The sequence below is a fragment of the Streptomyces sp. NPDC004752 genome, assembly GCF_053601275.1.
This window is the reverse complement of sequence record NZ_JBSGBN010000001.1, coordinates 157,426-183,480: the sequence shown is the minus strand read 5'-3', so window position 1 is coordinate 183,480 and position 26,055 is coordinate 157,426. Positions and strand designations below refer to the sequence as shown.

The following is a 26,055-nucleotide window of genomic DNA, read 5'->3' as shown; positions in this document are numbered from 1 at the left end:
GCGGGCCCCTCTGTTCGTCCTTCGTCATACGTGTTCAGGCGAGCGACCGGCCTATGCCCAGTGCGGCGGTCCGCAGCGCCGCCGCGTGCCCGGCCACATCCATCCGGTAGCTGGGCGCCGTGACGGACAGCGCGCCCACCAGACTGGTGCCCTGGGCGAAGACGGGCACGGCGAGGCTCGCGTAACCGAGCCGGATCTCCTCGGTCTCCAGCGCGATCCCGTCCTCGCGTATCCGGTCCAGCTGCACGCGCAGCCGGCCGGGGGAGACGACCGTGTGCCGGGTGAACGGCTTGAGGCCGCCCCGTACCACGGCGACGAAGAGCGACGGAGGCGAGTGGGCCAGGATCGCCTTGCCCGTCCCCGTGCAGTACAGGGGGAGCCGTCCCGCCACCCGGGACTCGGCGTTCAGCCCGCGGTGCGGGAAGATCTTGTCCAGATAGACGACGTCGAGGCTGTCGTGGATGGCGAAGTGGATGGTCTCCTGAGTGATCAGAAGCAGGTCCTCCAGGTACGGCTGCACGGCCTCGCGCAGGATCCGCTGCCGGTGCACCCGTTGCCCCAGCTCGAACATGCGCAGGCCGAGCCGGTAGTCGCACCCCTCTCGCTCCAACAGCCCCCAGGCGACCAGCTCCTGGGCGAGCCGGTGCACGGTGGCCTTGGCCACCCCCGACCGGCGCACCAGCTCGGCCAGCGAGAGCGCGCTGTCCTCGGCGGTGAACGCCTCCAGGATCGGACGGACCTTTCCCAGAACGGAGTTCATCGAGTCGGCGACGGCGACGGCTTCGGCCGCCGGCACGGCGGGCCGGGGGCGGAGCGGGAAGCCACGGGTCTCGGCGGCCGGCCGGCACCGGTCGGCCGTCGGCACTGAGGCCGCGACGCTCATGCGCGCTGCGCCTGCGGCTCCAGCACCGCGACGCCCATCCCGGTGAGCCACTCCGGCATCGGTTCGTAGGCGAGCCGCCGACCGGGTGTGTGATCGAGCGCGGCGGCCATGAGCAGCCACGTACGCAGCTCCTGCCCACCGTTGCCCGCCGCCTGCTCCAACTGCTCCGTCGTGTAGGTGCTGAGCCGGTGTGCCTCGCCACGTTCGATCAGGGACAGGAACTCCTCGTCGAACTCGGGTGTGATGGCCGCCTCCGCGGCCCTGATGATCTCGCGGCGGCGGGAATCGTACTCCTGCCAGTTCTCCCGGCCGTCGAGCCAGGCGCCGACCATGAACTCCTCGTCCTCGCCCTGCGGATCGCGCCAGTCCGGCCATGGAAGACGGTGCGAGAGCCCACCCGAGCCGACCACCGCGACGCGCCGGTCGTGCGGGAAGACGAGCACCGCGTCGCGGATCGCGCGCCCCAACCGCTCGCACCGCTGGGGCGTCGGCAACGGATGCGCGAACACGTTCACCACCAGCGGCACGATCTCCACGTCCAGCCCGTCCAGCAGGTACTGGATCGCATGCGACTGCCCGTGGTCGATCTGCAGCCGTGCGGAGAACGCCAGGTCGAAACGCCCGCTTTCCACAAGGGAGTTCGCGATGTGCCGGGCGAGCGGCACGTCCACGGGCTGTGGCCCCTTCGGAGTGCCGGACTCGCCGCTCGCGACGCACTCGCCGACGCCGAGTGTGAAGGCGGGGATCAGGTCGAGCCAGAACCCGCGGAAGTGGTTGGAGCCGACCAGGACGACGGTGTCCGGGCGGGCCTTCGCCAGCGCCCGGCGTGCCTCGCCGAGCGCGTCGCGGAAGCGTTCGGCGCGGTCCTTGTGGAGGGTCTGCTCCCAGTGGGTGTTCATCAGCGTGCTGTGGGAGGCGCCCACACCCAGCACGATCTCGGTCATGCCGTTGCTCCTTCCAGCTCTTCGCGCGAGCGGGTGACGGTGTCGACGGCCGTGCGGATCAGATGGCGGGTCAGTTGTTCCATGTCCCGTACGGACACGGTGTTCATGCCACGGGAGAAGTCGATGTCGAAGGGAGCCTCGGTGACCTTCGGCATGCCTACCCGCACGGTCGGGATGCCCCGCCCCCGCAGGATGTTCGCGTCGGTCGCACCGCTGTTGCCGCGGATGATCTCGTGCGCGCGCCCCTCGAATGCCTCCCAGCCCGCCACGGCGCTGCGGAAGATCCAGCTCTCCCGGCTGGTCCGGGTGCCCGGGATGGCCAGGAGCATCTCCACCGTGGCGTCCAGGCCCGGCAGCTCGCGCCGCAACTGTGCCACGGCCGCGGTGAATTCCCGTTTCGCCCGGATCGGCGTCGTGTCCGGGCCGATCCGCAGATCCACCCGCAGGGTGCAGCTGGCCGGTGTCACCGCCGCCATCCGTGGCCAGCCGCCGCGCACCGACGACACGATGCCCTGCGGGGCGACCGTGCCCCGCGTGTGCCGCCCGGCGTATTCGACGAACCACTGCTCCAGATGCCGTACGACGTCGCCGGCGCGGTCGATCGCGTTGTCGTACGGGAGGCGGTGGCGCGAGCCCGCGTAGGTGTGGATGCCGTGCACGGTGACCTCGAACCACACCAGGCCCACCTCCTCCCAGGACACCGTCCAGCCGGGCTTGGCGATGATCGCGTAGTCGGTCCACACACCCTGCTCCAGCAGGAACGAACAGCCCACGCCCTGCCCGGTGTTGGCGCGGCTACTGCCCGGGCGGGCATTGGTGGGCATACCGCCCGCGCCGAAGGCGGCGACCAGGTCGCCGGTGAGCGGGACGCCGGCCAGCGAGATCGCCTCGGCGGCCATCATCACGCAGGCCGCGTGGCCCTTGGGGTTGGCGGCGCCGAGACCGGTCACCAGGTCGTCGTAGACGGTGGCCTGCGGGCGCATGTCCTCCCGCAACTCGGGCCCGATCCACGGCAGGTCCTCGCTCTCCACGCCCACCGTGAGGGTGTCGATGGGCGCGTAGAGCATCAGGTCGGGACCGCTGCCGTCGCCGTCGAGCCGGGCCCAGGCGTTCGCCTGACAGCCGTCGATCGGCTGGAGGCGGGCGCGCAGGCCGACGGAGGCCAGCGTGGCGGCGATGTGCTCGGCGAGCGGCCGTTCGTCGCCGGTCGGGCTGGGGATGCCGACCAGGGGCACGATCAACTCGCGCAGCCGCTCGGGGGTGACATGCCGCCATGCCTCCGACACCCAGGCGCGGCGCCGCTCGTCCAGCCCCGCCAGCCCCACCGCGCTCACTGGTTCACCCGGTGGACCTGGGTCATGGTGGTCTGCTCGAAGCGCTTCTTGGCGAGCGGGAGCGCCAGCGCGATGGCGGCCCCGGCGAGCAGCGTGAACAGAGTACGGGCCATGGTCAGGTCTCCTTCGCGGTCTTGGAGTCGGAGTCGGCGGTGGTCGCGGTGACCTCGACGGCCGCGAGCTTTCTGCCGTACTCCTCCTCGCTGAGGTTGCGCCAGGCGGTCAGCGACACGTCGGGCCGGTAGAGCTTCTCCGGGGGCGCGTCGGTCACATCGACCATCCAGGCGTCCTGCCCGGAGAACTGGCCGTGGAACAACCAGCGGACGGCGCCCAGGTACTTGGCATAGAAACGGAGGGTCTCCCAGCCCTGGGTGAAGTTGACCATGACGCCGACGTAGCGGTGGTGGTCGTCGTCGACCGGGACGTAGAACTCGTAGTGGATGAAGTTCGGGTACGCGATGCGCAGCACACCCGGCATCGACAGCGAGGCGAATCCCGGGAACTCCTGGGCCTCGATGGTGGGATCGACCCTGTCCGGCCTGCCGGTGTTTCCGATGTTGAAGGTCTCCTTCGGCGGCTGCTTCTTCCACCAGCGCTTGTTGGTCCAGCGGCCGACACCCGGGAAGTCGGCCTCCCAGTGAACCTCGTCCTGCACGCGGTAGATCCAGCGGCCCTGCGGCACGATCCTGGTGATGTTCCAGGTGGGCATCGGCTTGAGCAGCCGCCAAAGAGCCGTCCGGTGCAGGTACTTGGCGTGCCCCTCGTCGAAGCCGTTCTCGCAGGCGAAACGCCAGTTGCCGGCGCGCGGCTGGATGCGGCCGCCCATCACGAAGGCGTTGGAGACCAGCTCCTCGGGCAGCTGCTCGTCGATCGGGTGCGGCTGCTCGGCCGCGACGGGGAGGTACACCCACACCATGCCCAGGCGTTCCTCGACCGGGTAGGTGCGCACCCCCAGCTTGCCGGTCAGGCGGCAGCCGGGGCCGTCGGTGATCACCGCGGACAGCTTGCCCGTGGGCAGGTCGAAGGTCCAGCCGTGGTACGGGCAGCTGACCGTGGACTGGAACTGCTGGTCGCCCTCGGACAGCGGGACACCGCGGTGCGGGCAGCGATCGTGCAGTGCGTACGCCCGGCCCCCGTCGCGGATCAGCATGATCTTCTCGCCGCAGATGGTGAACGGGAGCGGCTTGCCGGTGATGTGGGTCGACCAGGTGACCGGGTACCAGTAGCCGCGGAAACCGGATCCCGCCGCGTCGTAGTGGGGCCAGGACGACCAGTCCTGGCGACCCGGTCTGTCGGCGGCCCCGCGTCGCGAGCGGGCCGGCGTCCTGGCGGCGGCCTCCTTGCGGTCCGGTGCTTCTTCGCTCGTCGTCATCCTGCCGTGGCCTCCTGTTCCTGCTTCTGCCGGTGTGCGGCCACGAGCATCCGCCGTGGCCCGGCCGCCGCCTATGGGACTGTTCCGGTGAACGGACCCGGGCCGCGGTGGACCGCTGAGCGAACCGGCGGCCTTGATCGGCACGTGGGCGACGGACACCATCCGCGCATGAACCGCATGACGATCCCCGGCCTCGTCGACGCGGCGGCCACGCAGTTCGGCGACCGGACCTTTCTGCGGACCAGCGGCGTTCGGCGTACCTACGAGGAGACACGCACGGCCGCGGCCACGATGGCCGGCGCGCTGGCGGCCCGGGGCTGCCGGCCGGGGGACCGGGTCGCCGCGCTGCTGCCCAACCGAGTGGAACTGGTCGATCTGATCCTCGGCTGTGCCTGGCTGGGCGCGGTCGTGGTACCGCTGCACACCGCCCTGCACGGGCGGCTGCTGCGCCATGCGCTCCAGGAGGCCGGGCCGCGCTTCCTCTACGCCGAGGGCGAGTCGGCACAGCGCGCGGCGGATGCCGGGTACGAGGGCCGGGTGTGGGTGCTCGGCGCGGACGACGCCCCCACGCCCGCAACGGCGGAGGCGGTCGCCCCCTTCGCATCGCAGCCGGGTGACACCGGCGCCGTTCTGTTCACCTCCGGCACCACCGGACCCGCACGTGGGGTGCGCTGCCCGCAGGCCCAGTTCGTGTGGTGGGGACGGAACGTGGCCGACGCCCTCCGCCTCACCGCCGACGACACCCTCTACACGTGTCTGCCCCTCTTTCACACCAACGCCCTCAACACGCTGGCGCAGGCGATGACGGTGGGCGCGCAAGTGGTGGTCGACGAGCGCTTCTCCGGCTCGCGCTACTGGTCGCGCGTGGCCGAGACCGAGGCCACCTGTGTCTACCTCCTCGGCGCGATGGTCCCGATGCTGCTCGCCCGGCCCCCGGCTCCGGACGAGCGCACACACCGGGCGTGGCGCGGCCTCGCGCCCGCCACTCCCGGCCCCTTGTGGCACTCGTTCCGGGAGCGCTTCGGCGTCACCCTCGTCGACGGGTTCGGCTCCACGGAGACCAACCTGGTCATCGGGCACACGCCCGACGACCATCGGCCGGGATTCATGGGAACGGTCCGTGCGGGCTTCCACGCCAAGGTCGTCGGCGCGGACCTCACCCCGGTCCCCGACGGCACACCAGGTGAACTCGTCGTCCGCACCGAACGGGAATTCGCCTTCGCCACCGGGTACCTGGGGCATCCCGAGGAACCGCCAGGCTCCTGGCGCCGGACCGGGGACCGCGTGGTCCGCGACCCCGACGGCTGGTTCCGCTTCATCGACCGCGTCAAGGACTGCATCAGGCGCCGCGGCGAGAACATCTCCTCGTACGAGGTGGAGACGGCGCTTCGCGCTCACCCCGCGGTCGCCCAGGCGGCCGCGTTCCCGGTGGCCTCCGAACTGGCCGAGGAGGAGGTGATGGCGGCCGTCGTACCGCGTGCGGGGTGCGCGCTCGACCCGGCGGACCTGGCGCGCCACTGTGCGGGGGAGCTGCCCGGGTTCGCCGTGCCCCGGTATGTCGACATCGTCGAGGCGCTGCCGCTCACGGAGACCGGCAAGGTCCGCAAGGCGGCGCTGCGCGAGCGCGGCGTCACGGCCGTGACCTGGGACCGATGCGGCTGAGACCGGTGCGGCTGAGTGTGCGGTACCGAGCCGGGTGCGTCGTCACGTGCGCGCCGTTCCCCGCGCCACCGAAGGGCGCGGGGGATATCGGGGTCCGGCTCCGTCGTGTGCCGCGCTACCCGTCCCGGCCGGGGAGGACGACCGCCCGCCCCCGCACCCGGCCGTTCCGCAGCGCCTCCAACGCGGCCGGGGTGTCGCCGAGCCCGAACGTCTCGACGGGCAGCGTGAGGTCACCGCAGGAGAGCCGTCGCACGAGTTCGCCCGAGATCTCGCGGGCCCGGCGTTCCTGGCGGATCATGTTGACGGGGAGGAGGGCGACGTCGTCCAGGAGCCAGCTGGGCAGGTCGAGTTCGACGCGCGGACCGGCCACGTACCCGATGACGACCGCGCGACCGCCCTGCCGCACCCACCGGCTGCGGCCGATCAGGCCCTCGCCGCCGAGCGTGTCGACGAGGAGCGAGGCCGAGCGGGCCTGCGCGAGGTCCTCGGCGTGGGCCGGCACCACGGCCCGCGCCCCCTCGGGCACATCGGCCAGTTGATCGGCCCGGCCCACCACGCCGGTCACCCGCGCGCCCGCCGCGAGCGCCTGCTGGGCGACCATGGAGCCGACCGCCCCGGCCGCCCCGACGACGATGACCTCCTCGCCCTTGACCACCTCGGCGACGTCGTGCAACGCGACGTAGGCCGTGGTGGCCGGGACGAAGAAGCCGGCCGCCACGGCCGGTTGGAGCGGAGCCTCAAGCGGGGTGACGGCCTTGCGCCGCACGCTGACCCGCTCCGTCCACGTACCGTCGCGGACGATGCCGAGGCCACCGCCGCGCAGTACGACCTGGGTGCCGGGTGCGAGGCCGGAGTCGTCGTCGGCCTCCAGAACGGTCCCCGCTCCCTCGACGCCTCCGATGTACGGCAGCTGCGGCCTCATGCCGAACTCACCCGAGGAGACGGTCACATCGAGGTGCCCGACCCCGCCCGCCTCCACCTGGACCAGGACCTCTCCCGGCCCGCGTACGGGTTCGGGCACCTCCTCGACAACCGGCGCGGCGCCCCACGTATGGAACCGGGCCGCCCGCATCAGTCGGCCGCCTTGCTCAGGAAGGCGAGGCTGAGAGCGTTGTAATGCTCGGCCTGCTCGTGCTGCGGCCAGTGCCCGCAGTTCTCCAGCAGCTCCAACTGGGAGCCGCCCACGGCCCGATGGATCGCCGTGGCCTCGGGCACCTCGCCGAACGGGTTCTGGCGGCCCCACACGATCAGCGTCGGCTGGGTGATCCGGTTCAGCTGCTCGGGGCGCAGGAGGTTGCGCCGGCGCCGTTCCATGTCCTGGAGGGAGAGAAGGTTGTCGACGCCCGCGACGAACTCCGGTGTGTGGTAGATCGCGTGCCGGACCTCGACCAGTTCCTCGGTGGCGTCCTTGTCGTCGGCCATGAGCAGCTGCATCCGCTTGCGAGTGAGGTCGAGGTCGTCGCTCCTGACAGCGTTCTTGGTGCTCGTGCGGATGCGGTGCATGACCTCGGGGTTGGCCACGGTGCCGCCGGAGCACAGCAGTTGGAGGCTGCGCACCCGCTCCGGGTGGTCGATGGCGGCGCGGGCGCCGACCCAGCCGCCGAGGGACTCGCCGACGATGTGGGCACTGTCGATGTCGACGGTGTCCAGGTAGTCCATGAGGTGGGCGACATAGTCGGCGATCTCGTAGGGCCGGTCGGGCTTGCCGGTGTAGCCGTGGCCGAGCAGGTCGAGGGCGTGCACGTCGTACCCGGCGTGCGCGCTGATGTTACGCGCGAAAGCCTCCAAGTGGCCGCTGGTGCCGTGCAGGAAGACGACGGACTGCGCGGCCGGGTCGCCCGCCCGCAGCGTGCGGGTGGTGACGCCTGCGGCATCGACGTATTCGAGGCGGAAGGGGGTGGGGCTGATCTCGGTCCAGATGGTCACGGGCCGGTACTCCGTCCGGGAGTTGGGAAGAGGGCGGGTTCAGGAAGGGGAGAAGGCGGTTCAGGAAAGGGAGCCGAGGAAGCCGCTGACCACTGAGTGGTAGGCATCGGGACGCTCCTCCTGGAGGTGGTGCGAGGCGTGGTCCATCACATGCAGACTGCCGCCCGGCACCATGCGCGCGAGCATCAGCGGATAGTCCGGGGTGAGGAACGCGTCCTGCATGCCCCAGATGAAGAGCGTCGGCGCCTGGATCCGGCCCAGTTCCTCCGTCAGGTCCTGCCAGTCGCCGCGCGGCGAGTCGGACATCGCGGCGAGCGCGCGCTCGCCCTCGTCGAGGCTCTGCTCGTAGCGCAGGGTCAGGGTCTCCTCGGGGAGCTTCGCACCGTCGTACCACTCCAGCCTGGTGATCAGTTGGCGCATCTTCTCGCGGGTCGGGCCCTCGCCGCCGTAGTAGACGTCGCGGGCCGTGCGGCCGCGGTGCCCGTTCTCGGGGAGCGGGGCCAGGGGGCCGTAGAAGACCGGCATGCTGCCGGTGACGACCAGGGACCGGACCCGGTCCGGGTACTTCGCGGCCAGGTTGAGCGCGATCGTGCCGCCCCAGGAGTTGCACACGAAGTCGGCGCGATCCACGCCGAGGGTGTCGAGCAGGCCGACCGTCCTGGCCGCGTGGTGGTCCCACATCGGCCCCTCGATACGGGACTTCTCCGACCTGCCGTACTGGTGGATGTCGACGAGCAGACAGCGCCGGTCGGCCGCGAACAGCGGGGCGACCGGCCCGAAGTCGCTCCACGCGGTGCAGCCCGGGCCCCCGCCGTGCAGAAAGACCGTGTCGGGCCCGGAGCCCAGATCGTGGTAGTGGTAGCGGATTCCGGCGCCATCCGCGTAGTGGCTCTCCGGTGCTGGTGACATGCCAGTCCTCCTGTACGAGTTGGGCTGTACGGAGTCGAGCCCATCACCGTGCCGGCCCCAGGCCCAGCACGACGGTCCGCTCAGCGAACCCGTACCGGGCGCGGTCGGCACCCGAGGCGGGATCCGAGACGGCGTCCGAGACGGGACTGACACCTTGTCGGCCCGATCGCCCGTCCATGATCAGTGGCCGGTGAACACCGCTTCGCGCTTGTCCAGGAACGCCTGTAGGCCCTCCGCCGCGTCGGCGGTACGGGTCAGCTCGGCCACGCCCTTCTCCTCGTGCTCCAGCGCCTGCTCGACGGGCAGCCCGTAGCCCTCGTCCACCACGCGCTTGAGCAGTGCGACGGCCGCCGTCGGCTTCGCGGCGAGGAGCCGGGCCCGCTCGGCGACCAGGGCCTCGAACGCGGCCGGTTCCGCGACCACATCGACGAGTCCCAGTTCCAGGGCCCGCTGCGCCGCGAGCCGTTCACCCTCGATCATCAGCCGTTTCGCCAGATGCGGTCCGACCAGCCGCGGCAGTCGCTGGCTGCCCCCGGCGCCGGGGAACAGACCGAGCCGTATCTCCGGGAACCCGAACGTGGCCTCGGCGGAGATGATGCGGAGATCGCAGGCCAGCGACAGCTCGGCACCGCCGCCGAGGGCATGTCCGTTCATCGCCGCGACGACCGGTTTCGGTGCTTGCTCGATCAGCCGCTGGACGTCGATCCAGCGCCGCATCCTGGCCTGGTTGCCCGCCGACAGATCCCGCATCACGGCGATGTCGGCACCGGCGATGAAGAAGCGACCGGTGCCGGTGATGACGATGCAGCGCACCCCCGGGTCGCCCGCGAGCGACGGCAGGACCGTGCGGAACTCCTCGATCATCGCCGGGTCGACGGCGTTCGCCTTGGGCCGGTCGACCCGGACCGTGGCCACGGCGCCGTCACGAGACACGTCGAGTACGGAGGGTGCCGTCACGATGTTCTCCTCGTTCTCCTTGGTCATTCGGTTACGCCTTTCGCGGCCAGGACGTCGAGTTCGTCGTCGGCCAGGCCGAGCAGCTCATGCAGGACTTGGCGGGTGTGCTGGCCCAGGAGGGGCGCGGGCGCGGTGAGCGCCCCGGGCGTCGCGGCCAGCCGCGGGACGATGCCCTCGTGCCGGACCGGTCCGGCCAGCGGATGCTCAAGCACGGGGTAGAAGCCGCGGGCCGCGAGCTGCTCATCGGATTCCACCAGGTCCTGCCCGGTGGCCACGACCGCCGCCGGAACGCCCTTCGCCTGCAGCAGCGCCGCGAGTTCCCAGGCGTCCTGTGTCCGTGTCCAGGCCGCCAGGGCCGCGTCGATGGCGTCCTCGTGAGCGCGCCGAGCCGCCAGGCCGCCGTCGCGGCACGGCAGGGCGACGAGACCGGTCAGCGCGCGCCACTGCACATCGTCCGTCACGGAGACGGCCACCCACCGGTCGTCCCCGGCCGCCGGATACACACCGTGCGGCACCGCATGCGGCGACCGGTTCGGGTACTCGGCGGTTCGCGGATCCGGTTCGCCCCCGCCGAGCACCGGCTCCAGTACGGCCGGTCCCATGGTCGCGGCCATCGCCTCCAGCTGGGACAGGTCCACCTGTCCGCCGCGCCCCTGCGCGAGCAGGTCGAGCGTGGCGAGCACCGCGGCATTGGCGGCGACCATGTCGCCGAGCCCGAAGGTGAGGCCCTGCGGCGGGCCGCCCGGGTCGCGGGTCTCGCTGGACAGGCCCGACATCGCGGCGAGCGTGTCGGCGAACGTCACGGCCCGGCGCCAGGGGCCGGTCTGTCCGACCCCCGCCATCGACACCAGGATCACCTCGGGATTCAGCTCGCGCAGCGACGCGTAGTCCATGCCCCACCGGGCGAGCACACCCGGGCTGTAGTTCTCCACGACCACGTCGCAGTGCGGCACCAGCTCCCGCAACAGGCGTCGGCCCTCCCCGGTCCGCAGATTGAGGGCGACGCTCCGCTTGTTCCGGTTGAAGTTGAGGAAGTACCCGCTGTCGTCGGGGTCGTCGCCCGGTCGCAGATGCATCGAGAGGGCGAACCGCGTGGGGTCCGGCCGGTGCCTCGACTCGACCTTGACGATGTCCGCGCCGTGCTCACCGAGCTGCTTCGTGACGTACGGTCCGGCGAGCACCCAGGTCAGGTCCAGCACTCGCACCCCCTGCAAGGCCCGGGGCTTCGCCGAGGCGCTCAGGCCGCGTGGCTTCGGGTGCCGCCAGGGCCTCTCGGGCCGCGGCACCTTGCGAATCGCCTCCAGTACGAGGGGCCGGGGCAGTCGCGTCCACGGGAAGCCGACGTCCGCCACACCGCCCTTCGGCAGCCCGTCGCCGGTGATCGTGACGAGGAAGCCGCGGTCGCGCAGCTGCGGGTTGGCCGGCAGCCGCTGCGCCGGTACCACCTCCGCCCAGGGCAGAGCGCGCGCTCGCGCCTCCCGTGCGAGGTCGGCGGCCGGCCACCGCGCCACGAACCGCTGTACCAGCTCGTCGACATGGGGTCGCCCCCGCCAGCGGAAGGCGGCGTCGTTCCAGCGTTCCTCGGCCAGGTCACCGGCTTCGCCGCGCTCCACCAGCCACGCCAGCAGGTCGGTCCACATACGGTCGCTGCCCGAGTAGCCGCCGGCCACATAACCGTCGGCCGCGGCGAAGATCCGGTGCGCCACATGCTCGTACACTCCGCCATTGCGGACCGGGACGCGCCCGGCGTGGATCCAGGCGAGGGCGGCGGTCTCAAGGGTGGCGGCGACGGCCTCCTGAACGGAGAGGTCGACCAGCTGTCCCCGCCCCGACACGACGCCGAGCAGCGCCCCGATCGCCGCCTGCGCTCCGGCCGTCTGCAGTGCCTGCTCGCGTGGCGGCGGCTTCGGCTGTCCGTCGGGCCGCCCGCCGAGCCAGGTCATCCCGCCCGCCGACGCCAGAACGAGGTCGTCGCCGACCCAGTCGCGCCGCGGGCCGGTCAGGCCGAAGGGTGTCACCACCACGTGCACGGCATGCGGCCACCGGGACGTGCCGTCGTCAGCACGCAGCCCGCGCAACCGTGCGGCGGGTCCGCTTTCGAGAATGACGTCGGCGCCTCGCGCCAGCTCGTCGAGCCCGTCCTCCCCGCACACCTCCACCCAGCGTTTCCCCGCGTGCCAGTGCACCTCGGCCGCGGGATCCAAGTCCGCGCCCGGCTCGATCCGTACCACGTCCGCTCCCAGGCCCACCAGCAACCGTGCACCCTGGTAGGCCAGTTCATCGGTCAGATCGAGCACGCGCAGCGGCGACGGGTCTGTTCCCACTTCGGCTCCTTCCCCTCCTCTGCGGGCGGAGCCTCACGATCACCTCCCCGGGGCCGGGCGGCCAGATACGTGTTCCGCTCACCGAACCCGCGGCTCCGGGTCTTGGGTGAGCCCCCTGGCGATGCCGGCCGCCGTAGTACGCAGCATGGGCAGCAGGCGCTCCACCGAGACCTCGGACACCGGCCCGGTGGCCGACACCGCCGCGTGCACGCCCCCATCGGGGTGCACCACGGGCACGGCGAGACTGGCGTACCCGGTCCTGACCTCCCCGACCTCGTGGGCGAAGCCCTGGCGCCGCACAGCGATCAACTGCCGGTCGAGCGCGCCCGCGGACTTCACCGACCGGTCGGTCAGCGTGGGAAGGTCGGCGCCGGCGGCGAGTCGCCCGATGTGCCGGTGGCCGTCCGGGCACAGGGCGAGCAGCACCTTTCCCGTCGCCGTGCAGGACGCCGGCAACCTGCCGCCGAGCTGCGAATGCGTGTGCACGTTCGCCCCTCCGGCGATCTTTTCGAGGAAGAGAACATGGGTTCCGTCGAGCACCGCGAGATGGATCGTGGCCCGGGTGCGGGTGAACAGGTCGGTGAGCAGTGGGCGCGCCACGGAGCGCAGCACCGCGGAGGCGGGAACGCGCTGGCCGAGCTGGAACAGCCGCATACCGAGCTGGTACGTCTCCTCCTGCCGGTCGAGCAGACCCCATTGCACCAGTTCCTGAGCGAGGCGGTAGGCCGACGCCTTCGGCACCCCCGACCGCCGGCTCAGCTCGCTCAGGCGCAGCCGGACCGCACCCGATTCGAACGCGGCGAGCAGCAGTTGTGCCTTGCCCAGCACGGAATTGGGAAGTGTGACGTCCTCGTCGGCGTACAACCCCATCAGCGTGCCTCCTTCTCCTGGCTAGGTGCCATTGGAAAGGCAGCATGGGCACGTTGCATAGAGGGATGACAGCGTGAACATCGGGAAACGGCACCGGCCGCCACCACCTGCCGGAGGCGTCCCTAGTGCCCCGGCAGGCAACGTTTGCCCGTTGAGGAGCGGCGTCTGGTGCGTGCTCTCGGCGTGCCGGGTGCAAGCCCTCGTACTGGACGTACTTGGGCTTGTGCCCGGTGCGGCGAGTGGGGGTGCCCCCTGCTCGAAGAGCTCGGGGGAGCGTGCCGGGCGTCGTGACGAAGCGAATGTTGCCTGTTGGGGCACTAGCACGCCGGGGCCGTGCGGCGGGCGCCACGGGCTCGGGGTTCGCGCATCGCTGTCGCTATCCCGCTCCGGCGCATGCCTCCGCCTCCGCCAGGTACCGCGCCACCGGGCCCAGGGTCAGCATTCCGCCGGCGGCGCCTGCGTGTTCTGCATGGGCATCGCGCAGGGCGGCCCCGGCGCGTGCGGCGATTTTGGGCTCGCCGAGGCGCACGGCGGCGCGGACGGTCAGGCACCACAGCGCCTCCTGCATATGGTCACGCGGTGGTTCGGGCACCGCGGCGAGGGCGGCACGGGCCTCCTCGCCCCGGTCCTGGGCGAGCAGCACGAGGGGTCGGGCCCAAGGGCGGTACGGGCCCCAGTCGAGGTGCGGGTCGGTGGGCGCGGGCCGGTCGTGCAGCAGGCGCAGCCCCAGCAGAGCGAGCGGGAACAGGCCACGGTGCAGCCCCGGCATTCCGGCCGTCCGCAGGGCGTCCTCGGCCGCGCGGTAGTGCGCTGCCGCCGTGGCGGCACTCGGTCCGCCGGGTTCGGTGCTGCGGGCGGCCGTGGCCCGGGCCCAAAACCACCCGGTGAGAACGGAGACAAGGGGCGCCTCGATGGTGGCGGCGAGCTGTTCGGCGGCCCGGGCGTGCGCGGTCGCGGCGTCGAGGTCGCCGAGGGCCGAGGCGGATTGCAGGCGGACGAGCCGGCCGAGTACGGCGAAGTTCGGCAGCTCGTGCCGGGTGGCCAGGTCGAGGATCTCGGCGCCGGTCCTGTCCCGTACCGCCGCGAGCCCGGGGCGGGTGAAGGAGTGCAGAAACACCCCGTTGAGGGCGAACGCCAGCAGCGCGGGTTCGGCCAGGTCCCGGGCCAGCGCCTCGGCCTGCCGTGCCGCCTGCTGCGCGCGCCTCAGCTCGGTCCCGGCCAGATCGGCGCTGCGGCTCTCGACGGCGACCGTGGCCAGGAGCCGGGCGCGTAGGTCGGCGGGGGCGTCGGGGCCGAGCGCGGTGAGCGTGCGCTCGGCAGCCGCGACGACGGCGCGGGACTGCTCGGGGTCGTCGGCCCGGCTCCAGAGAGCGGGCACGTCGTAGGCGCCGATGATCCGGGCGGTCAGGGAGAGGTCTCCCGTGCGTTCCGCCGCCCGGACCGCGGCGAGGCGATCGCGCCGCGAGTGGACGAGGGCGTCGCCACCCGCGAGCGCGAGGGTGCGGGCCAGATCCACGGTGGTGCGCGGGCCGAGCCGGACACCAGGGCCGGTCCACGCGGTACGTGCGCCTTCGCGGGGCGCGGACCTGTCGAGGACGGCGGACCCGCCCAGGATGTCCGTCTCCAGGCGCTGAAGGTCCGCGCCGGGGTCGAGCCCGAGTTGATCGGCGAGCATCGCGCGGGCGCGGCGGAGGGTGGCCAGCGCGTCGGCCTGGCGGCCCGCCCGGTACAGCGCGCGGGTAAGCAGCCCCCAGGCCGGCTCGCGCCACGGATGGTCGGCGACGTGGGCACCCAGTTCGGCGACGAGATCGGCCCCCTTCCCGGAGTCGAGGAGGATACGGGCGCGCAGCTCCACCCCCTCCAGCCTCAACTCCTCCAGCCGGGTCCGCTCGCGCTGCGCCCATGCGGAGCCGGGCACATCGGCGTAGGCGGGGCCGCGCCAGGCCGCGAGCGCCGCGCCGAGGTCGGTCGCCGCGTCGGGGTCGGTCGCCGCGTCGGGGGTGCGCCGGGCGCGGGCCAGGGTGTCCTGGAACCGATGGACGTCCACGTCCTCGCGCGGCAGGCGCAGCGCGTAGCCGGGACCTTCGGTGACGATGACGCGCGGCGGATCGCGAGGCGGCCGGTCGGGTTCGAGGGCACGGCGCAGCGCGGCGACGAACGTGCGCAAAGCGCCCACGGCGCGGGCCGGCGGATCGGTCCACAGGTCGTCCACAAGGGTGTCGGTGGTGACCATCCGTCCCTCGGCGGCGACGAGCCGGGCGAGTACCTCGCGATGGCGGGGCCCGCCCAGGTCAACCGGGCTGCCGTCGTCGCGGAGGGCCCGCACGGCACCGAGCACGTCGATTCGCATGCCCCCATCCTCCGTGCCGGAGGTCGGCTGCGCCCAACCGTACTGATCGGCTGCTGATCGCCGTCGCCCAGGCTGATCCCGTCAGTTCCCCACTCCCCACCCGACAAGGACGGCCTTTCATGACGCTCACCCTTCCCGGCTTCGATCACATCCGGCTGCCCGTCGCTGACGGTGTGGAGCTGGCCGCCGCTGTCGGTGGCGGCGGCAGTCCGGTCGTGCTGTTGCACGGTTTCCCCCAGACCCACCTGATGTGGCGACACGTCGCCGAGCGGCTCGCCGACGAGCACACGGTGATCTGTCCTGACCTGCGGGGCTACGGCGCCAGCGACAAGCCGGCGGCCACCGACCCCGCTGTGTACGCCAAGCGCACCATGGCCGCCGACATCGTGACCCTGGCGGCGGCGCTCGGCCACGAGCGCTTCGCCCTCGTCGGCCACGACCGGGGCGCCCTGGTCGCCTTCCGGGCGGGATTGGACCACCCCGAGACCATCACGCATCTGGGCATCCTCGACATCGTGCCGACGCTCGACATGTGGAACGTCCTGCACGGCACCTCGGCGGCGGTCGGCTACCACCTCTTCCTCATGGCGCAGCCGCCGGGCCTGCCGGAGGCGATGATCGCGGGCAGCGCGGACGCGTTCTTCGGCTCGTTCCTCGACGCCTGGGCCGACGATCCGACCACCATGCCGCAGGAGGTGCGTGCCGAGTACCTGCGAGCGAGCGCCGCGGCGGTGACATCGATCGTCGCGGACTACCGGGCCTCGGCGGGCATCGACGTCCTGCACGACCAAGCGGACCTGGACGCCGGGTCGCAGCTGGCCATGCCCGTGACGGTCGTCCAGCAGGACTGGGGCGCACAGCTGGGCTACGACGCCGCCGGGGTGTGGCAGGCGTGGGCGCCGGACCTGGACCACCGGCTGACCCGAGCGGGGCACTTCATGGCCGAGGAGGCACCCGACGAGATCGCGGCGGCGCTCCAGGACCTGCTGGCCCGCTGAGCCCGAGAGGCAGCCGCTGCCCGCATCGGGTGGAACCCGGGGCGCCCCGGACCATCACCCACCGACACGTCCCACACCTGTTTCCGGACTTCTCGGCGCCCGATCTGACGCGTATGTATCAGCCACCAACTCCCGTGGCTGCACGATACTTTGACGATCTGTATCATTTCGCAGTCTGTACGATCGGCACCTGGATCGCCTGACTGAACGTCATCTGCTGGCCGCTTCGGACGCCGCGGGTCATGCCCGCGGAGGGAGGGTGATTCCTTGCCCGCGAAGACCCTGCACTCCTGGTTCGCCGACACCGCCCGCCGCGTCCCCGATCAGGACGCGCTGGTCGTCGCCGGGCAACGGCTGAGCTACGGCCAACTGGACGCCGCTTCCAGTGCGCTGGCCGCCCGCGTGGTCGCGGCGACCGGGCCGCGGCCGGCCCGAGTGGGGCTACTCGCCGCAGGCAGCGTGGCCGCCTACGCCGGCTACCTCGGCGTGCTGCGTGGCGGTGGCACCGTGGTCCCGTTGAGCGAGGACTACCCGGCCGCCAGAAGCCGTGAGATCCTCGAACTCGCCCGGCTGGACGCCGTGCTGGCCGACGACGGCAAGGACACCTCGCTCGCGGACGGCACCGGAGTGCCGGTGATCACCGTCGGCGAGGACGACGTGCGGCGGGCCCTGCGGGCCGCTCCCACCACCCTCACCGCCCCGGCCGACGACGCGCTCGACCCGGACGGAGTCGCGTACATCCTCTTCACCTCGGGCTCCACCGGTGTTCCGAAGGGCGTGCCGATTCGGCACCGGAACCTGGACGCCTTCCTCCGCTTCAACCTCGACCGGTACCGGATCGGGCCCGGCTGCCGGATGTCCCAGAACTTCGGCCTGACCTTCGACCCGTCGGTCTTCGACATGTTCACCGCCTGGGGCGGCGGCGCGACGCTCGTGGTGCCCTCGCGCGGCGAACTGGTCGACCCGGTCGGCTTTGTGAACGACCACGCCCTGACCCACTGGTTCTCCGTGCCCTCGATCATCTCCATGGCGCGCGGCACCGGCTCGCTCGACCCCGGCAGCCTGCCGACGCTGCGCCGCAGCCTCTTCGCCGGGGACCGGCTGACCGTGGAACAGGCCCGGGTCTGGTCGGCCGCCGCCCCGGGGAGCATGGTGGAGAACCTGTACGGGCCCACCGAGATCGTCATCACGATGACGGCCTACCGCCTCCCGGCCGACCACTCCGCGTGGCCGAAGACCTCCAACGGCACGGTCCCGATCGGCCGCGTCTACCCGCATCTCGACCACCGGATCGATCCACGCACCGGCGAGCTGCAGGTCCGCGGACCGCAGCGGTTCGACGGCTATCTCGACCCGGCGGACAACGAGGGGCACTTTCAAGAGCCCGAGCCGAACGCCGGCCCGGCTCCCAGTACGCAGGCGTGGTACCGGACCGGCGACCGAGTGGCGGTCGAGGACGGCGAACTCGTGCACCTCGACCGGCTCGACCAGCAAGTCAAGATCATGGGCCGACGGCTCGAACTGGGCGACGTGGAGTCCGCGATCCGCCGGTGGGGCGGCCTGGACGAGGCGGTGGTCATCGCCGCGCCGGGTCCGGGCGGCGAGCTGTTGCTCACCGCGGTCTACAGCGGCGAGCGGGCCGCGCCCGCCGAACTCCGCGACCGGCTGTGCCCCCATCTGCCCCGCCATATGATCCCGACCCGATTCGTGCACCTCGACGCCCTGCCGCTCAACGCGAACGGCAAGGTGGACCGCAAAGCCTGCGGCGGGCTTTGACCAGCCGTTCGGACAGCCGTTCAGATCGTGGCAGGCCGTCGCCCCGCCCATGGCGACGTGAACCTGACAGCCTCAGTTGCGCGCGCGTGGAGGAGGAGCAATGAGTGCACCTACAGACGGACACACAGGACCGCTCGCCTGGCGACTGGCCCCGGGGAAGCCGGCCACGACACGAATCGACGGTGTGCGGGACATCGACGGGGCCTGCCGCCGGCTGACCGCGCTTCACCCTGACATCATCGACGCACTTCACGAACACGGCGCCCTGTACATTCGCGGTCTTCCCGTGCGCGGCGTGGACGATTTCGCCCGGGTGCGCGACGTGCTCATTCCCAGCAGTACTCCGTATCGGGAGAAGGCGACACCACGCAGCGACTACGGGGACGGGGTGTTCTCGTCCACCGACCTTCCACCGTCGCAATCCATCGCCATGCACAACGAGAACAGCTACACCCTTCGCTTTCCGGGGCTGTTGCTCTTCGGTTGTCTCCTCGCTCCGGCGGTCGGCGGGGCGACACCCGTCGCCGACTGCCGAAAGGTCCTCAGCAGTCTGCCGCCGCATCTCGCGGACAGGATGCGGTCCGTCGGCTGGCAGCTGAAGCGGTCGTACTCCGACCTGATATCGACCGACTGGCGCACCGCGTTCTCGGCCGAGACCGCGAAGGACGTGGAGCGGTACTGCGACGACAACCTCATCGCCTATGAATGGCAGCAGGACGGAAACCTCCGCACCAGCCAGCTGCGCCCCGGCGTCATCCGGCACCCGTCCACGGGGGCCGAGGTCTGGTTCAACCACCTGGCCTTCTGGAACGAATGGTCGCTGGACGACGAACTCCGGGAAACCCTGCTTGACGAGTTCGGACCGGACGGGCTGCCTTTCAACTCGGCCTTCGGGGACGGCGAACCGCCGGCGAGGGAGGACGTTCAGGCCGTCCGAGCCGCCTACGAGGCCGCCACCGTACGGGAGCGATGGGAGGCGGGCGATCTGCTGCTCGTCGACAACATCCTGGCCGCTCACGGACGTGACCCGTTCCGAGGAGAGCGGAAGATCGTCGTGGCGATGGGCAACCCCGTGGAGATCGACGCCTGTCGGCCGAGCATCCGACCCGCCGCGACCTCGGCGTAGACGAGAGGAACCGGACCGTGCGTCCCACCCCACAAGTGGAACGTTGCCGCTCCACGGGCGCTGCGACCGGCGCGTCGGCCGATCCGCCGAGCCGCTTCCAGCGGGCCGTGCGCGAACACGCCACCGTCCTTGAGGAGAACCTGGTGACGGTCCTGGATGTGACCCCCTCGCACGGGGAGCTGCTCCGCGGCCGTCTGCTGGCCCCCCTGTCCCACGGTCGCCGCCTCAGACTCCTCATCGGCGGCGAACCGGTGCCGGGGCACGTCTGGCGCGAGCTGGCAGCGGCGGCGGCCCGGAGGCGGCCCGGAGGCGGTAAATCTGTACGGGCCCACGGAATGCACCGTGGACTCGACCGCCGGGGGCGTCACCGGCGGCGGCCCACACCTGGGAACGGCCCTGCCGGGGACCGAACTGTACGTCCTCGACGCGGCGTTGCGGCCGACCCCGCGAGGAGAGGTGGGGGAACTGTTCATCGCCGGTCCCGGACTGGCGCACGGGTACGCGAACCGGCCCTCCCTGACGGCGTCGTGCTTCGTACCCGATCCCTTCGGCGAAGCCGGGGCCCGGATGTATCGCACGGGGGACCTGGTGCGCCGGTGCTCCGGTGACGTCCTCGAGTTCGTCGGCCGAGTCGACCGGCAGGTCGAACTCCGCGGCTTCCGCGTCGAACTCGGCGAAATCGAGGCCGTGTTGACCAGCCACCCGGGAGTCGACCACGCAGTGGTCGTCATCCACGGGACGGCCTTTGGCCGGCAGGCGGTCGCGTACTACCTCGCGGCCGGGGACACCGCCCCGACCCCAGAGCACCTCCCTCGCGCACGTCGATGCGTTCTTCCGGCAGCGCCCCGACGCCTTCGCCTGGCAGCCCCCGCGCGCCGGCACGGTCGCCTTCCCACGGCTGACGCTGCCCGTTCCGGCCGAGGAGTTCGTGAGCGACCTCGCCCGCGAGGAGAGCGTCCTGCTGCTGCCCGACAGCGTCTTCGACACCGACGACAACCGATTCCGCATCGGCCTCGGCCGCACCTCGCTCCCGCTCGCCCTGGACCGCCTGGACACGTTCCTCACCCGGCGAGCAGCCGGATGAGGCGGAAGGAGAGTCCGCAGTGACCCATGATGAGCCCGACCGGCTCGCGGCCCTGTTCCTGAAGTCCGCGCACGAGACACCCGACCGCGTGGCGATCCGGGACGGCGGCGGCTCGTGGACCTACGCCGAGACCGCCGCGGCGGCGGCGCAGCTGGCCGGCCGGCTCGCCGCCGAAGTGGCGCCCGGCGACCGGGTCGGCGTCATGGCGGCGCGCCGGGCCGGCGGCCCGGCGGCGATCCTGGGCGTGCTGTGGAGCGGGGCCACCTACGTGCCGGTCGACCCGGGCTGGCCGGCCGTGCGGCGGGCGGCGGTGCTGCGGGGCGCACAGGCGCGGATGGTGGTGGCCGTGGACACCGTGAACGACACGCCCGAGGACGTGCCGCGCCTGGACCTGACGACGCCCGAGCTGCTGCGGGCCCCGAGCGCCCCGCCGTCCTCCCCTCGCCCCCGCCCACACCCGGGCGCCGCCTACGTCATCTACACCTCCGGATCGACCGGCACGCCCAAGGGCGTCGAGATCCGGTCCGCCGCCGCGGCCGGGCTGGTCGAGTCGGTGGCGTCGCTGATCGGGATGGGCCCGGACTCCGTGTTCGTAGCCCTGTCCTCCTTCGCCTTCGACGTCTCGGTGTTCGAGATCTTCGCCCCGTGGTCGGTGGGCGGGGAACTGGTCGTCGTCGCCGAGCTGCAGATCCTGGCGAACCGGCTGGGAGCGCTGTTGGACACGCCTGGCCGGCGCACCTTCCTCCAGACGACACCGACCGTCCTGGAGCATCTCCTCCAGGCCGGGCTGGAGCTGCCGGCCCCTACCGTCCTGCTGCTCGCCGGGGAGCGCCTGCGGCGGTCGCTGGTGGCCCAGGTTGCGCACGTCGAGCAGCTGTGGAACCTGTACGGCCCCACCGAAGCCACTATCTACACGACCGCGCACCGCTGCCTTCCGCTGGCCCCCGACGACCCGGATCCGGACCTGCCGATCGGGGCCCCGGTCAACGGCGCGATACCGGAGATCCGGCCGCTCAAGGACACCACCGAAAAGGACACCACCGAAGACGTCGGCGAACTCCTGATCGGCGGACCCGGTGTCGCTCTCGGCTACCTGGGCCGGCCGGACCTGACCGCGGAGCGTTTCCTGGACGGCGGATCGCGCTACGCCACCGGTGACGTGGTACGGCGCAGGGCCGACGGCCTGCTGGTGCACGCCGGGCGGCTCGACCGCCAGGTGAAGGTCCGCGGCAACCGGGTCGAACTGGACGAGGTGGAGGCCGCGCTCGTCGACCTGGTCGGCCACGGCCGCGTCGTGGTCCGGATGGACGCACACCGTCTGGTGGGCCCGTACCTCGCGGCGTTCGTCGCCGATCCGCACTGCGACGTCGTGGAACTGCGGCGCCGACTGTCCGGCCGAATCCCGGCCTACATGGTGCCCACCCGGATCTACCGGGTACCGGAGATCCCGATGACCAGCAGCGGGAAGACGGACCACAGCGCCCTGCGGGCCCCGGAGGAAACCCGGGTCTGGGACGAAGCGGTGTTCGAGACGCTGTCGAAGCTGTGGGAGCAGCATTTGGGCGCGACGGCCGCGCCTGACGGCAACTTCTATGCGCTCGGCGGGAATCCGCACACCGCTCAGGAGATCGCGACCGGACTGGCACAGGCCCATGGCATCGAGGTGTATGTCGCGATGATCGAGCGGAACCCGGTGCTGTCCGACCTCGCCGCCGCGGTGACCGAAATTCTACGAACGTCGAAGCCACGTGACCAGAAACCATGTGACTAGCGGCGTGATCAGGCCACTCGGCCACAAAATCGAAAAGCGGCCAACACCGGTGAGCGACTTCAACTTCGTTGCAGCGCCGGACGGTTCGTCGTTACGCTGACCGGTGCCGTCCGACGGCTTCTCATGGATTCGACGTTTCGGCTATCGAAGGGATCGAACTCTCGATCATGCAACGGATTCCCGCGGTCGGCCCAGGAGAACTTGACCATCGAACGGCGGCCGGATTCATTCTCGCGCTCGTCGGCAAACAAAAGGCGGCCACGCTCTGGGGTGCGTTCACTTCCGCCGTATGGATGACCAGCCAGGCCCTGATCCCGTTCGCGATCGGCCGCGCGATCGACCAGGGCATCGCGCGTGACGACAGCGGCGCGGTGGTCCGCTGGTCGGTGGCCGTCCTACTGCTCGGCATCATCAGGGCGGCCACCGGTATCGCGTTCTACCGGCATTCGATCATCACGCGCACGGTGTCGGCGTCCTTGACGATCCGCGCGGTGACGCGACACGTCACGCGGCTCGGGGCTTCGCTCTCGCGACGACAGGACGCCGACGACCTGATCGCGACCAGCACGTCGGACGGCGCCACGATCGGAGTCGGCCTGCTCTACGCCGGCCGGATCCTGGGGGCCGTCGCGGCCGTCACGGCCGTCACCGTGGCCATGCTCACGGTCTCGGTCCCGCTGGGACTTCTCGTCCTTGTGATCGTCCCCGTCCTCAGCGGACTCAGCAGCCTGCTGCTGCGCCCACTGCACCGCCACCAGGACGACTACCGGTCGCAGCAGGGGCGACTGGCGGGACGCGCCGTCGACATCGCGTCGGGGCTGAGGGTGCTCCGAGGGGTGGGCGGCGAGCGCCAGTTCGCGGCGCGCTTCCGCTCCGATTCGGCACGGTTGCGGGTCGCGGACGTCGCTGTGGCGCGCGCCGAAGCGGACTTCGAGGTGACGCGGGTCCTCGTACCGGGTCTGGTCACCGTGATCGTCACATACGTGGCGGCCCTCCTCGCGCTCGATCAGCGGCTGACGATCGGCCAGGTCATCGCGTTCTACGGGTTCGCGACCTTCCTCGCCATGCCGCTCACCGACTTCATGGAAGGCATGAGCCAGGTGACCCGGGCGTTGGTGGCCGCCCGCCGGGTGACCAAGCTGCTGAACGTCGAACCGCGGACCGGGGACACACCCGCGGACGCCGCCGCCGTGCCGCCGACCCGGGGCAAGGTTCACCTGGCCGACAGCGCGTCGGGGCTGTCCGTTCCCCCGTCGACGTTCATGGCGGTCGCCTGTGCCGACCCCGCCGACGCCGATGCCCTGGCCCGACGCCTGACGCGCTTCGAGGACTCCGGCGATCCGACACTCGGCGGCGAGTCGCTGGCGGCGCTGCCGGTCGCGGAGGTGCGGTCACGGGTCCTGCTGGGTCTGAACAGCGACCGGTTCTTCGCGGGCACGATCCGAGAGGAGATCGCACCGGCCGGCCCGGTCGACACGGCGGACATCACCACCGCACTGCGGATTGCATGTGCGACGGACATCATCGACGCTCTGCCCGCCGGCGTCGACACCCGGATGTCAGGCCGCGGCCGGACCTTCTCGGGCGGTCAGCTGCAACGCCTGCGGCTCGCCCGGGCGCTGCTGGCGGATGCCGAGTTCACCGTGCTCGTGGAGCCGACCAACGCGGTCGACGCGTACACCGAGCACCGCGTGGCGGAGAATCTCGACCGGTTCCACAAGACCCTTGCCGAGGGACGGAGCACCGTCGTGCTCACCCTCAGTCCGCTCTTGCTGCAACGCGCGCACCGGGTCGCGTACGTGACGGACGGGCGGGTGGTCGCCGCAGGAACTCACGAGGAATTGCTGGAAAGTCACTCGACATACCGGATGCTGGTGGCGCGTGACGACGTTTCACGGGTGAGGAAATGACGGTTCGTACACTCCCGGTCGCCGATGTGAAGTTCGTACGCCGCTTTCTTCGGCAGACGGCGCGCGGACACAAGAAGGAATTGGCTCAGGTGCTGGCCCTGTACGGCGTCGCCGTGGCCAGCGGCCTGGTCGGCCCCCGACTGCTCGGCGCCCTCGTAGAGGACGTGCGGGACGGCACGACCGCAGGCCATGTGACGGTCATCGCGGCCGCGCTGGGCGGATTCATCCTGGTCCAGGCATTCCTGACCCGGGTCGCCTTCCGGGCGTCGGGCCGGCTTGCCGCGACGGTGCAGAGCGAGATCCGCGAGAAGTTCGTGGACGACGTGCTGGAGCTTCCGCTGGCCGTCGTCGAAGGGTCCGACGACGGCGACCTGGTGACGCGTGCCTCACAGGACGTGGACACGCTGCGGCGCGCCCTGCAACTGGCGGTACCCCAGGTCACCGAGGCACTGGTGTGGATCGTCCTCAGCTTCGTCGCCCTCGTCCTGGTGTCACCGTTGCTGTCGCTCGCCCTCCTGATCGTCCTGCCGCCTCTCGTGATGGTGAACCGGTGGTACCTGGCCCGGGCGCGCGACGCCTTTCTGCGTGAGGCCGCGGCCTCCTCCGGCATCACCGAGGGCCTGGACGCGACCATCCAGGGCGCGGCCACCGTCGAGGCGTACGGCCTGGAGGAGCACCGGGTCCGCCGCGTGGAGCGCGACACACAGACCGGGTACGAGGCGATGGGGAACACCCTGCGTCTGCGGACGGTCCTCTACTCCACCGAGGAGTTCCTCTTCACCCTGCCACTGGCCGTCGCCCTCCTCCTGGGCGGATACGCCTACACCCGGGGCTGGGTCGATCTGGGCCAGGTGACCGCGGCGACCCTGTACATCCTTCAGCTGATGTTTCCGCTGGAAACGCTGCTCGACTGGGTGGGAACGCTCCAGCAGGGCAGCGCGTCACTGGCCCGCCTGCTCGGTGTCGCGAACCAGTCCGAGCAGACGGGCGACCAGTCCGAGCGCAAGGACGACCGGCCCGGGTACAAGCCCGTCGAGCCCGTCGAGCGCGACGTCATCGCCTCCCCGGACCTCTGCGCTCGCGAGGTCCGGTTCGCGTACGACGGCGGGCCGGACGTCCTGCACGGCGTCGACCTGGAGGTGCGCCCCGGTGAGCGGCTCGCCGTCGTCGGGCCGACGGGGAGCGGCAAGTCGACGCTCGCCCGGATGCTGTCCGGGACCCACCCACCGCGCGAGGGCGACATAAGGCTGGCGGGCATCCCCCTCCACGAGCTGCCCCACCACGAACTGCGCAAGCACGTCGTGCTGGTGAGCCAGGACCAGTACGTCTTCGGCGGCACGCTTCGGCAGAACCTCGAACTGGCCGCCTCCGACGTCAAAGAGGACGCACCGGCCGAGGGCGACGACGCGGCACTCTGGAGAGCCCTGGAGACGGTCGGCGCGCACGCATGGGCCGATGCTCTCCCCGAGAAGCTGGACACCACGGTGGGCGTCGGTGGGGAGGAACTGACCGATGCGCAGACCCAGCAGCTCGCGCTGGCCCGGCTGCTGCTGGCGGATCCGAGCGTGCTGATCCTCGACGAGGCGACCTCCCAGATGGATCCGGGTTCCGCCCGCGAGCTGGAGCGGTCGTTCGCGGCCGTACTGGAGGGACGGACCGTGATCTCGATCGCACACCGGCTGCACACGGCCCGGGACGCGGATCGGATCGCCGTCGTGGAAGGCGGACGCATCGTCGAGGTCGGCTCCCACCAGGAACTGATCGACCAGAACGGCGCCTACGCCCGGCTCTGGTCCAGCTGGGTGTGAGCCGCCGCTCGTGGGCCGGGACGGGCCGGGCGGGGTGGAGCGGAGCGGGAA

Annotated in this window: 19 protein-coding genes and 1 pseudogene; 9 read left to right on the top strand and 11 right to left on the bottom strand. The window is 71.5% G+C overall.

Annotation, left to right across the window (positions count from 1 at the left end):
- Positions 1 to 34: 34 nt before the first annotated feature.
- The 4 genes from ACWEKM_RS00765 to ACWEKM_RS00750 all read right to left on the bottom strand — a co-directional run bounded on the left by ACWEKM_RS00765 (position 35) and on the right by ACWEKM_RS00750 (position 4,533).
- Positions 35 to 883 (bottom strand): IclR family transcriptional regulator, encoded by an 849-nt coding sequence (locus ACWEKM_RS00765; RefSeq protein WP_451618961.1) that lies wholly within the window; start codon positions 881 to 883, stop codon positions 35 to 37.
- A complete protein-coding gene (locus ACWEKM_RS00760) occupies positions 880 to 1,827 on the bottom strand; it encodes a DODA-type extradiol aromatic ring-opening family dioxygenase (RefSeq protein ID WP_451618960.1) in 948 nt (315 codons plus the stop codon). Before ACWEKM_RS00760 ends, ACWEKM_RS00765 begins: the two co-directional genes overlap by 4 nt.
- The gene (locus ACWEKM_RS00755; RefSeq protein ID WP_451618959.1) at positions 1,824 to 3,161 is read right to left on the bottom strand and encodes a M20 family metallopeptidase; all 1,338 of its coding nucleotides are present in this window, start codon (positions 3,159 to 3,161) and stop codon (positions 1,824 to 1,826) included. Before ACWEKM_RS00755 ends, ACWEKM_RS00760 begins: the two co-directional genes overlap by 4 nt.
- Before the next feature lie 115 nt (positions 3,162 to 3,276).
- The gene (locus ACWEKM_RS00750; RefSeq protein WP_451618958.1) at positions 3,277 to 4,533 is read right to left on the bottom strand and encodes an aromatic ring-hydroxylating oxygenase subunit alpha; all 1,257 of its coding nucleotides are present in this window, start codon (positions 4,531 to 4,533) and stop codon (positions 3,277 to 3,279) included.
- A 168-nt stretch (positions 4,534 to 4,701) separates the two neighbouring features.
- On the opposite strand from ACWEKM_RS00750, the gene ACWEKM_RS00745 reads away from it, so the two are divergent.
- Complete coding sequence (locus tag ACWEKM_RS00745) at positions 4,702 to 6,195, top strand: AMP-binding protein (protein WP_451618957.1); 1,494 nt, start codon at positions 4,702 to 4,704, stop codon at positions 6,193 to 6,195.
- 115 nt (positions 6,196 to 6,310) lie between these two features.
- On the opposite strand, the gene ACWEKM_RS00740 is transcribed toward ACWEKM_RS00745, so the two are convergent.
- The 7 genes from ACWEKM_RS00740 to ACWEKM_RS00710 all read right to left on the bottom strand — a co-directional run bounded on the left by ACWEKM_RS00740 (position 6,311) and on the right by ACWEKM_RS00710 (position 15,531).
- Positions 6,311 to 7,267 carry a quinone oxidoreductase family protein gene (locus ACWEKM_RS00740; protein ID WP_451618956.1) on the bottom strand — a complete coding sequence of 319 codons (957 nt, stop codon included), beginning with the start codon at positions 7,265 to 7,267 and terminating at the stop codon, positions 6,311 to 6,313.
- Positions 7,267 to 8,121 carry an alpha/beta fold hydrolase gene (locus ACWEKM_RS00735; protein WP_451618955.1) on the bottom strand — a complete coding sequence of 285 codons (855 nt, stop codon included), beginning with the start codon at positions 8,119 to 8,121 and terminating at the stop codon, positions 7,267 to 7,269. The genes ACWEKM_RS00740 and ACWEKM_RS00735 overlap by 1 nt, the downstream gene beginning before the upstream one ends.
- A gap of 60 nt (positions 8,122 to 8,181) precedes the next feature.
- Positions 8,182 to 9,030 (bottom strand): alpha/beta fold hydrolase, encoded by an 849-nt coding sequence (locus ACWEKM_RS00730; RefSeq protein WP_451618954.1) that lies wholly within the window; start codon positions 9,028 to 9,030, stop codon positions 8,182 to 8,184.
- A 180-nt stretch (positions 9,031 to 9,210) separates the two neighbouring features.
- Entirely contained in the window at positions 9,211 to 10,014 is an 804-nt protein-coding gene (locus ACWEKM_RS00725; protein ID WP_451618953.1) for an enoyl-CoA hydratase/isomerase family protein, read from the bottom strand.
- Positions 10,011 to 12,311, bottom strand: coding sequence for a CoA transferase (locus ACWEKM_RS00720; RefSeq protein ID WP_451618952.1), 2,301 nt, complete (start codon positions 12,309 to 12,311; stop codon positions 10,011 to 10,013). Before ACWEKM_RS00720 ends, ACWEKM_RS00725 begins: the two co-directional genes overlap by 4 nt.
- Positions 12,312 to 12,389: 78 nt before the next feature.
- Positions 12,390 to 13,181: an IclR family transcriptional regulator gene (locus ACWEKM_RS00715; RefSeq protein WP_451618951.1), complete on the bottom strand. Its 792-nt coding sequence runs from the start codon at positions 13,179 to 13,181 to the stop codon at positions 12,390 to 12,392.
- A gap of 376 nt (positions 13,182 to 13,557) precedes the next feature.
- The gene (locus ACWEKM_RS00710; RefSeq protein WP_451618950.1) at positions 13,558 to 15,531 is read right to left on the bottom strand and encodes a BTAD domain-containing putative transcriptional regulator; all 1,974 of its coding nucleotides are present in this window, start codon (positions 15,529 to 15,531) and stop codon (positions 13,558 to 13,560) included.
- A gap of 119 nt (positions 15,532 to 15,650) precedes the next feature.
- Between ACWEKM_RS00710 and ACWEKM_RS00705 the strand changes: the two genes are divergently transcribed.
- From ACWEKM_RS00705 to ACWEKM_RS00670, 8 genes and pseudogenes are all read left to right on the top strand, one after another.
- On the top strand, positions 15,651 to 16,529 hold the full coding sequence (locus ACWEKM_RS00705; RefSeq protein WP_451618949.1) for an alpha/beta fold hydrolase: 879 nt from the start codon (positions 15,651 to 15,653) through the stop codon (positions 16,527 to 16,529).
- A gap of 267 nt (positions 16,530 to 16,796) precedes the next feature.
- Positions 16,797 to 18,305 (top strand): AMP-binding protein, encoded by a 1,509-nt coding sequence (locus ACWEKM_RS00700; RefSeq protein ID WP_451618948.1) that lies wholly within the window; start codon positions 16,797 to 16,799, stop codon positions 18,303 to 18,305.
- 100 nt (positions 18,306 to 18,405) lie between these two features.
- Entirely contained in the window at positions 18,406 to 19,431 is a 1,026-nt protein-coding gene (locus tag ACWEKM_RS00695; protein ID WP_451618947.1) for a TauD/TfdA family dioxygenase, read from the top strand.
- 318 nt (positions 19,432 to 19,749) lie between these two features.
- Positions 19,750 to 19,872: pseudogene (locus ACWEKM_RS00690) on the top strand (hypothetical protein); the annotation flags it as partial.
- A 304-nt stretch (positions 19,873 to 20,176) separates the two neighbouring features.
- Positions 20,177 to 20,515, top strand: coding sequence for a hypothetical protein (locus ACWEKM_RS00685; RefSeq protein ID WP_451618946.1), 339 nt, complete (start codon positions 20,177 to 20,179; stop codon positions 20,513 to 20,515).
- A gap of 19 nt (positions 20,516 to 20,534) precedes the next feature.
- The gene (locus ACWEKM_RS00680; RefSeq protein ID WP_451618945.1) at positions 20,535 to 22,286 is read left to right on the top strand and encodes an amino acid adenylation domain-containing protein; all 1,752 of its coding nucleotides are present in this window, start codon (positions 20,535 to 20,537) and stop codon (positions 22,284 to 22,286) included.
- A gap of 167 nt (positions 22,287 to 22,453) precedes the next feature.
- Positions 22,454 to 24,196, top strand: a complete 1,743-nt coding sequence (locus tag ACWEKM_RS00675) for an ABC transporter transmembrane domain-containing protein (RefSeq protein WP_451618944.1) — start codon at positions 22,454 to 22,456, stop codon at positions 24,194 to 24,196.
- Positions 24,193 to 26,004: an ABC transporter ATP-binding protein gene (locus ACWEKM_RS00670; protein WP_451618943.1), complete on the top strand. Its 1,812-nt coding sequence runs from the start codon at positions 24,193 to 24,195 to the stop codon at positions 26,002 to 26,004. The genes ACWEKM_RS00675 and ACWEKM_RS00670 overlap by 4 nt, the downstream gene beginning before the upstream one ends.
- Positions 26,005 to 26,055 lie beyond the last annotated feature (51 nt).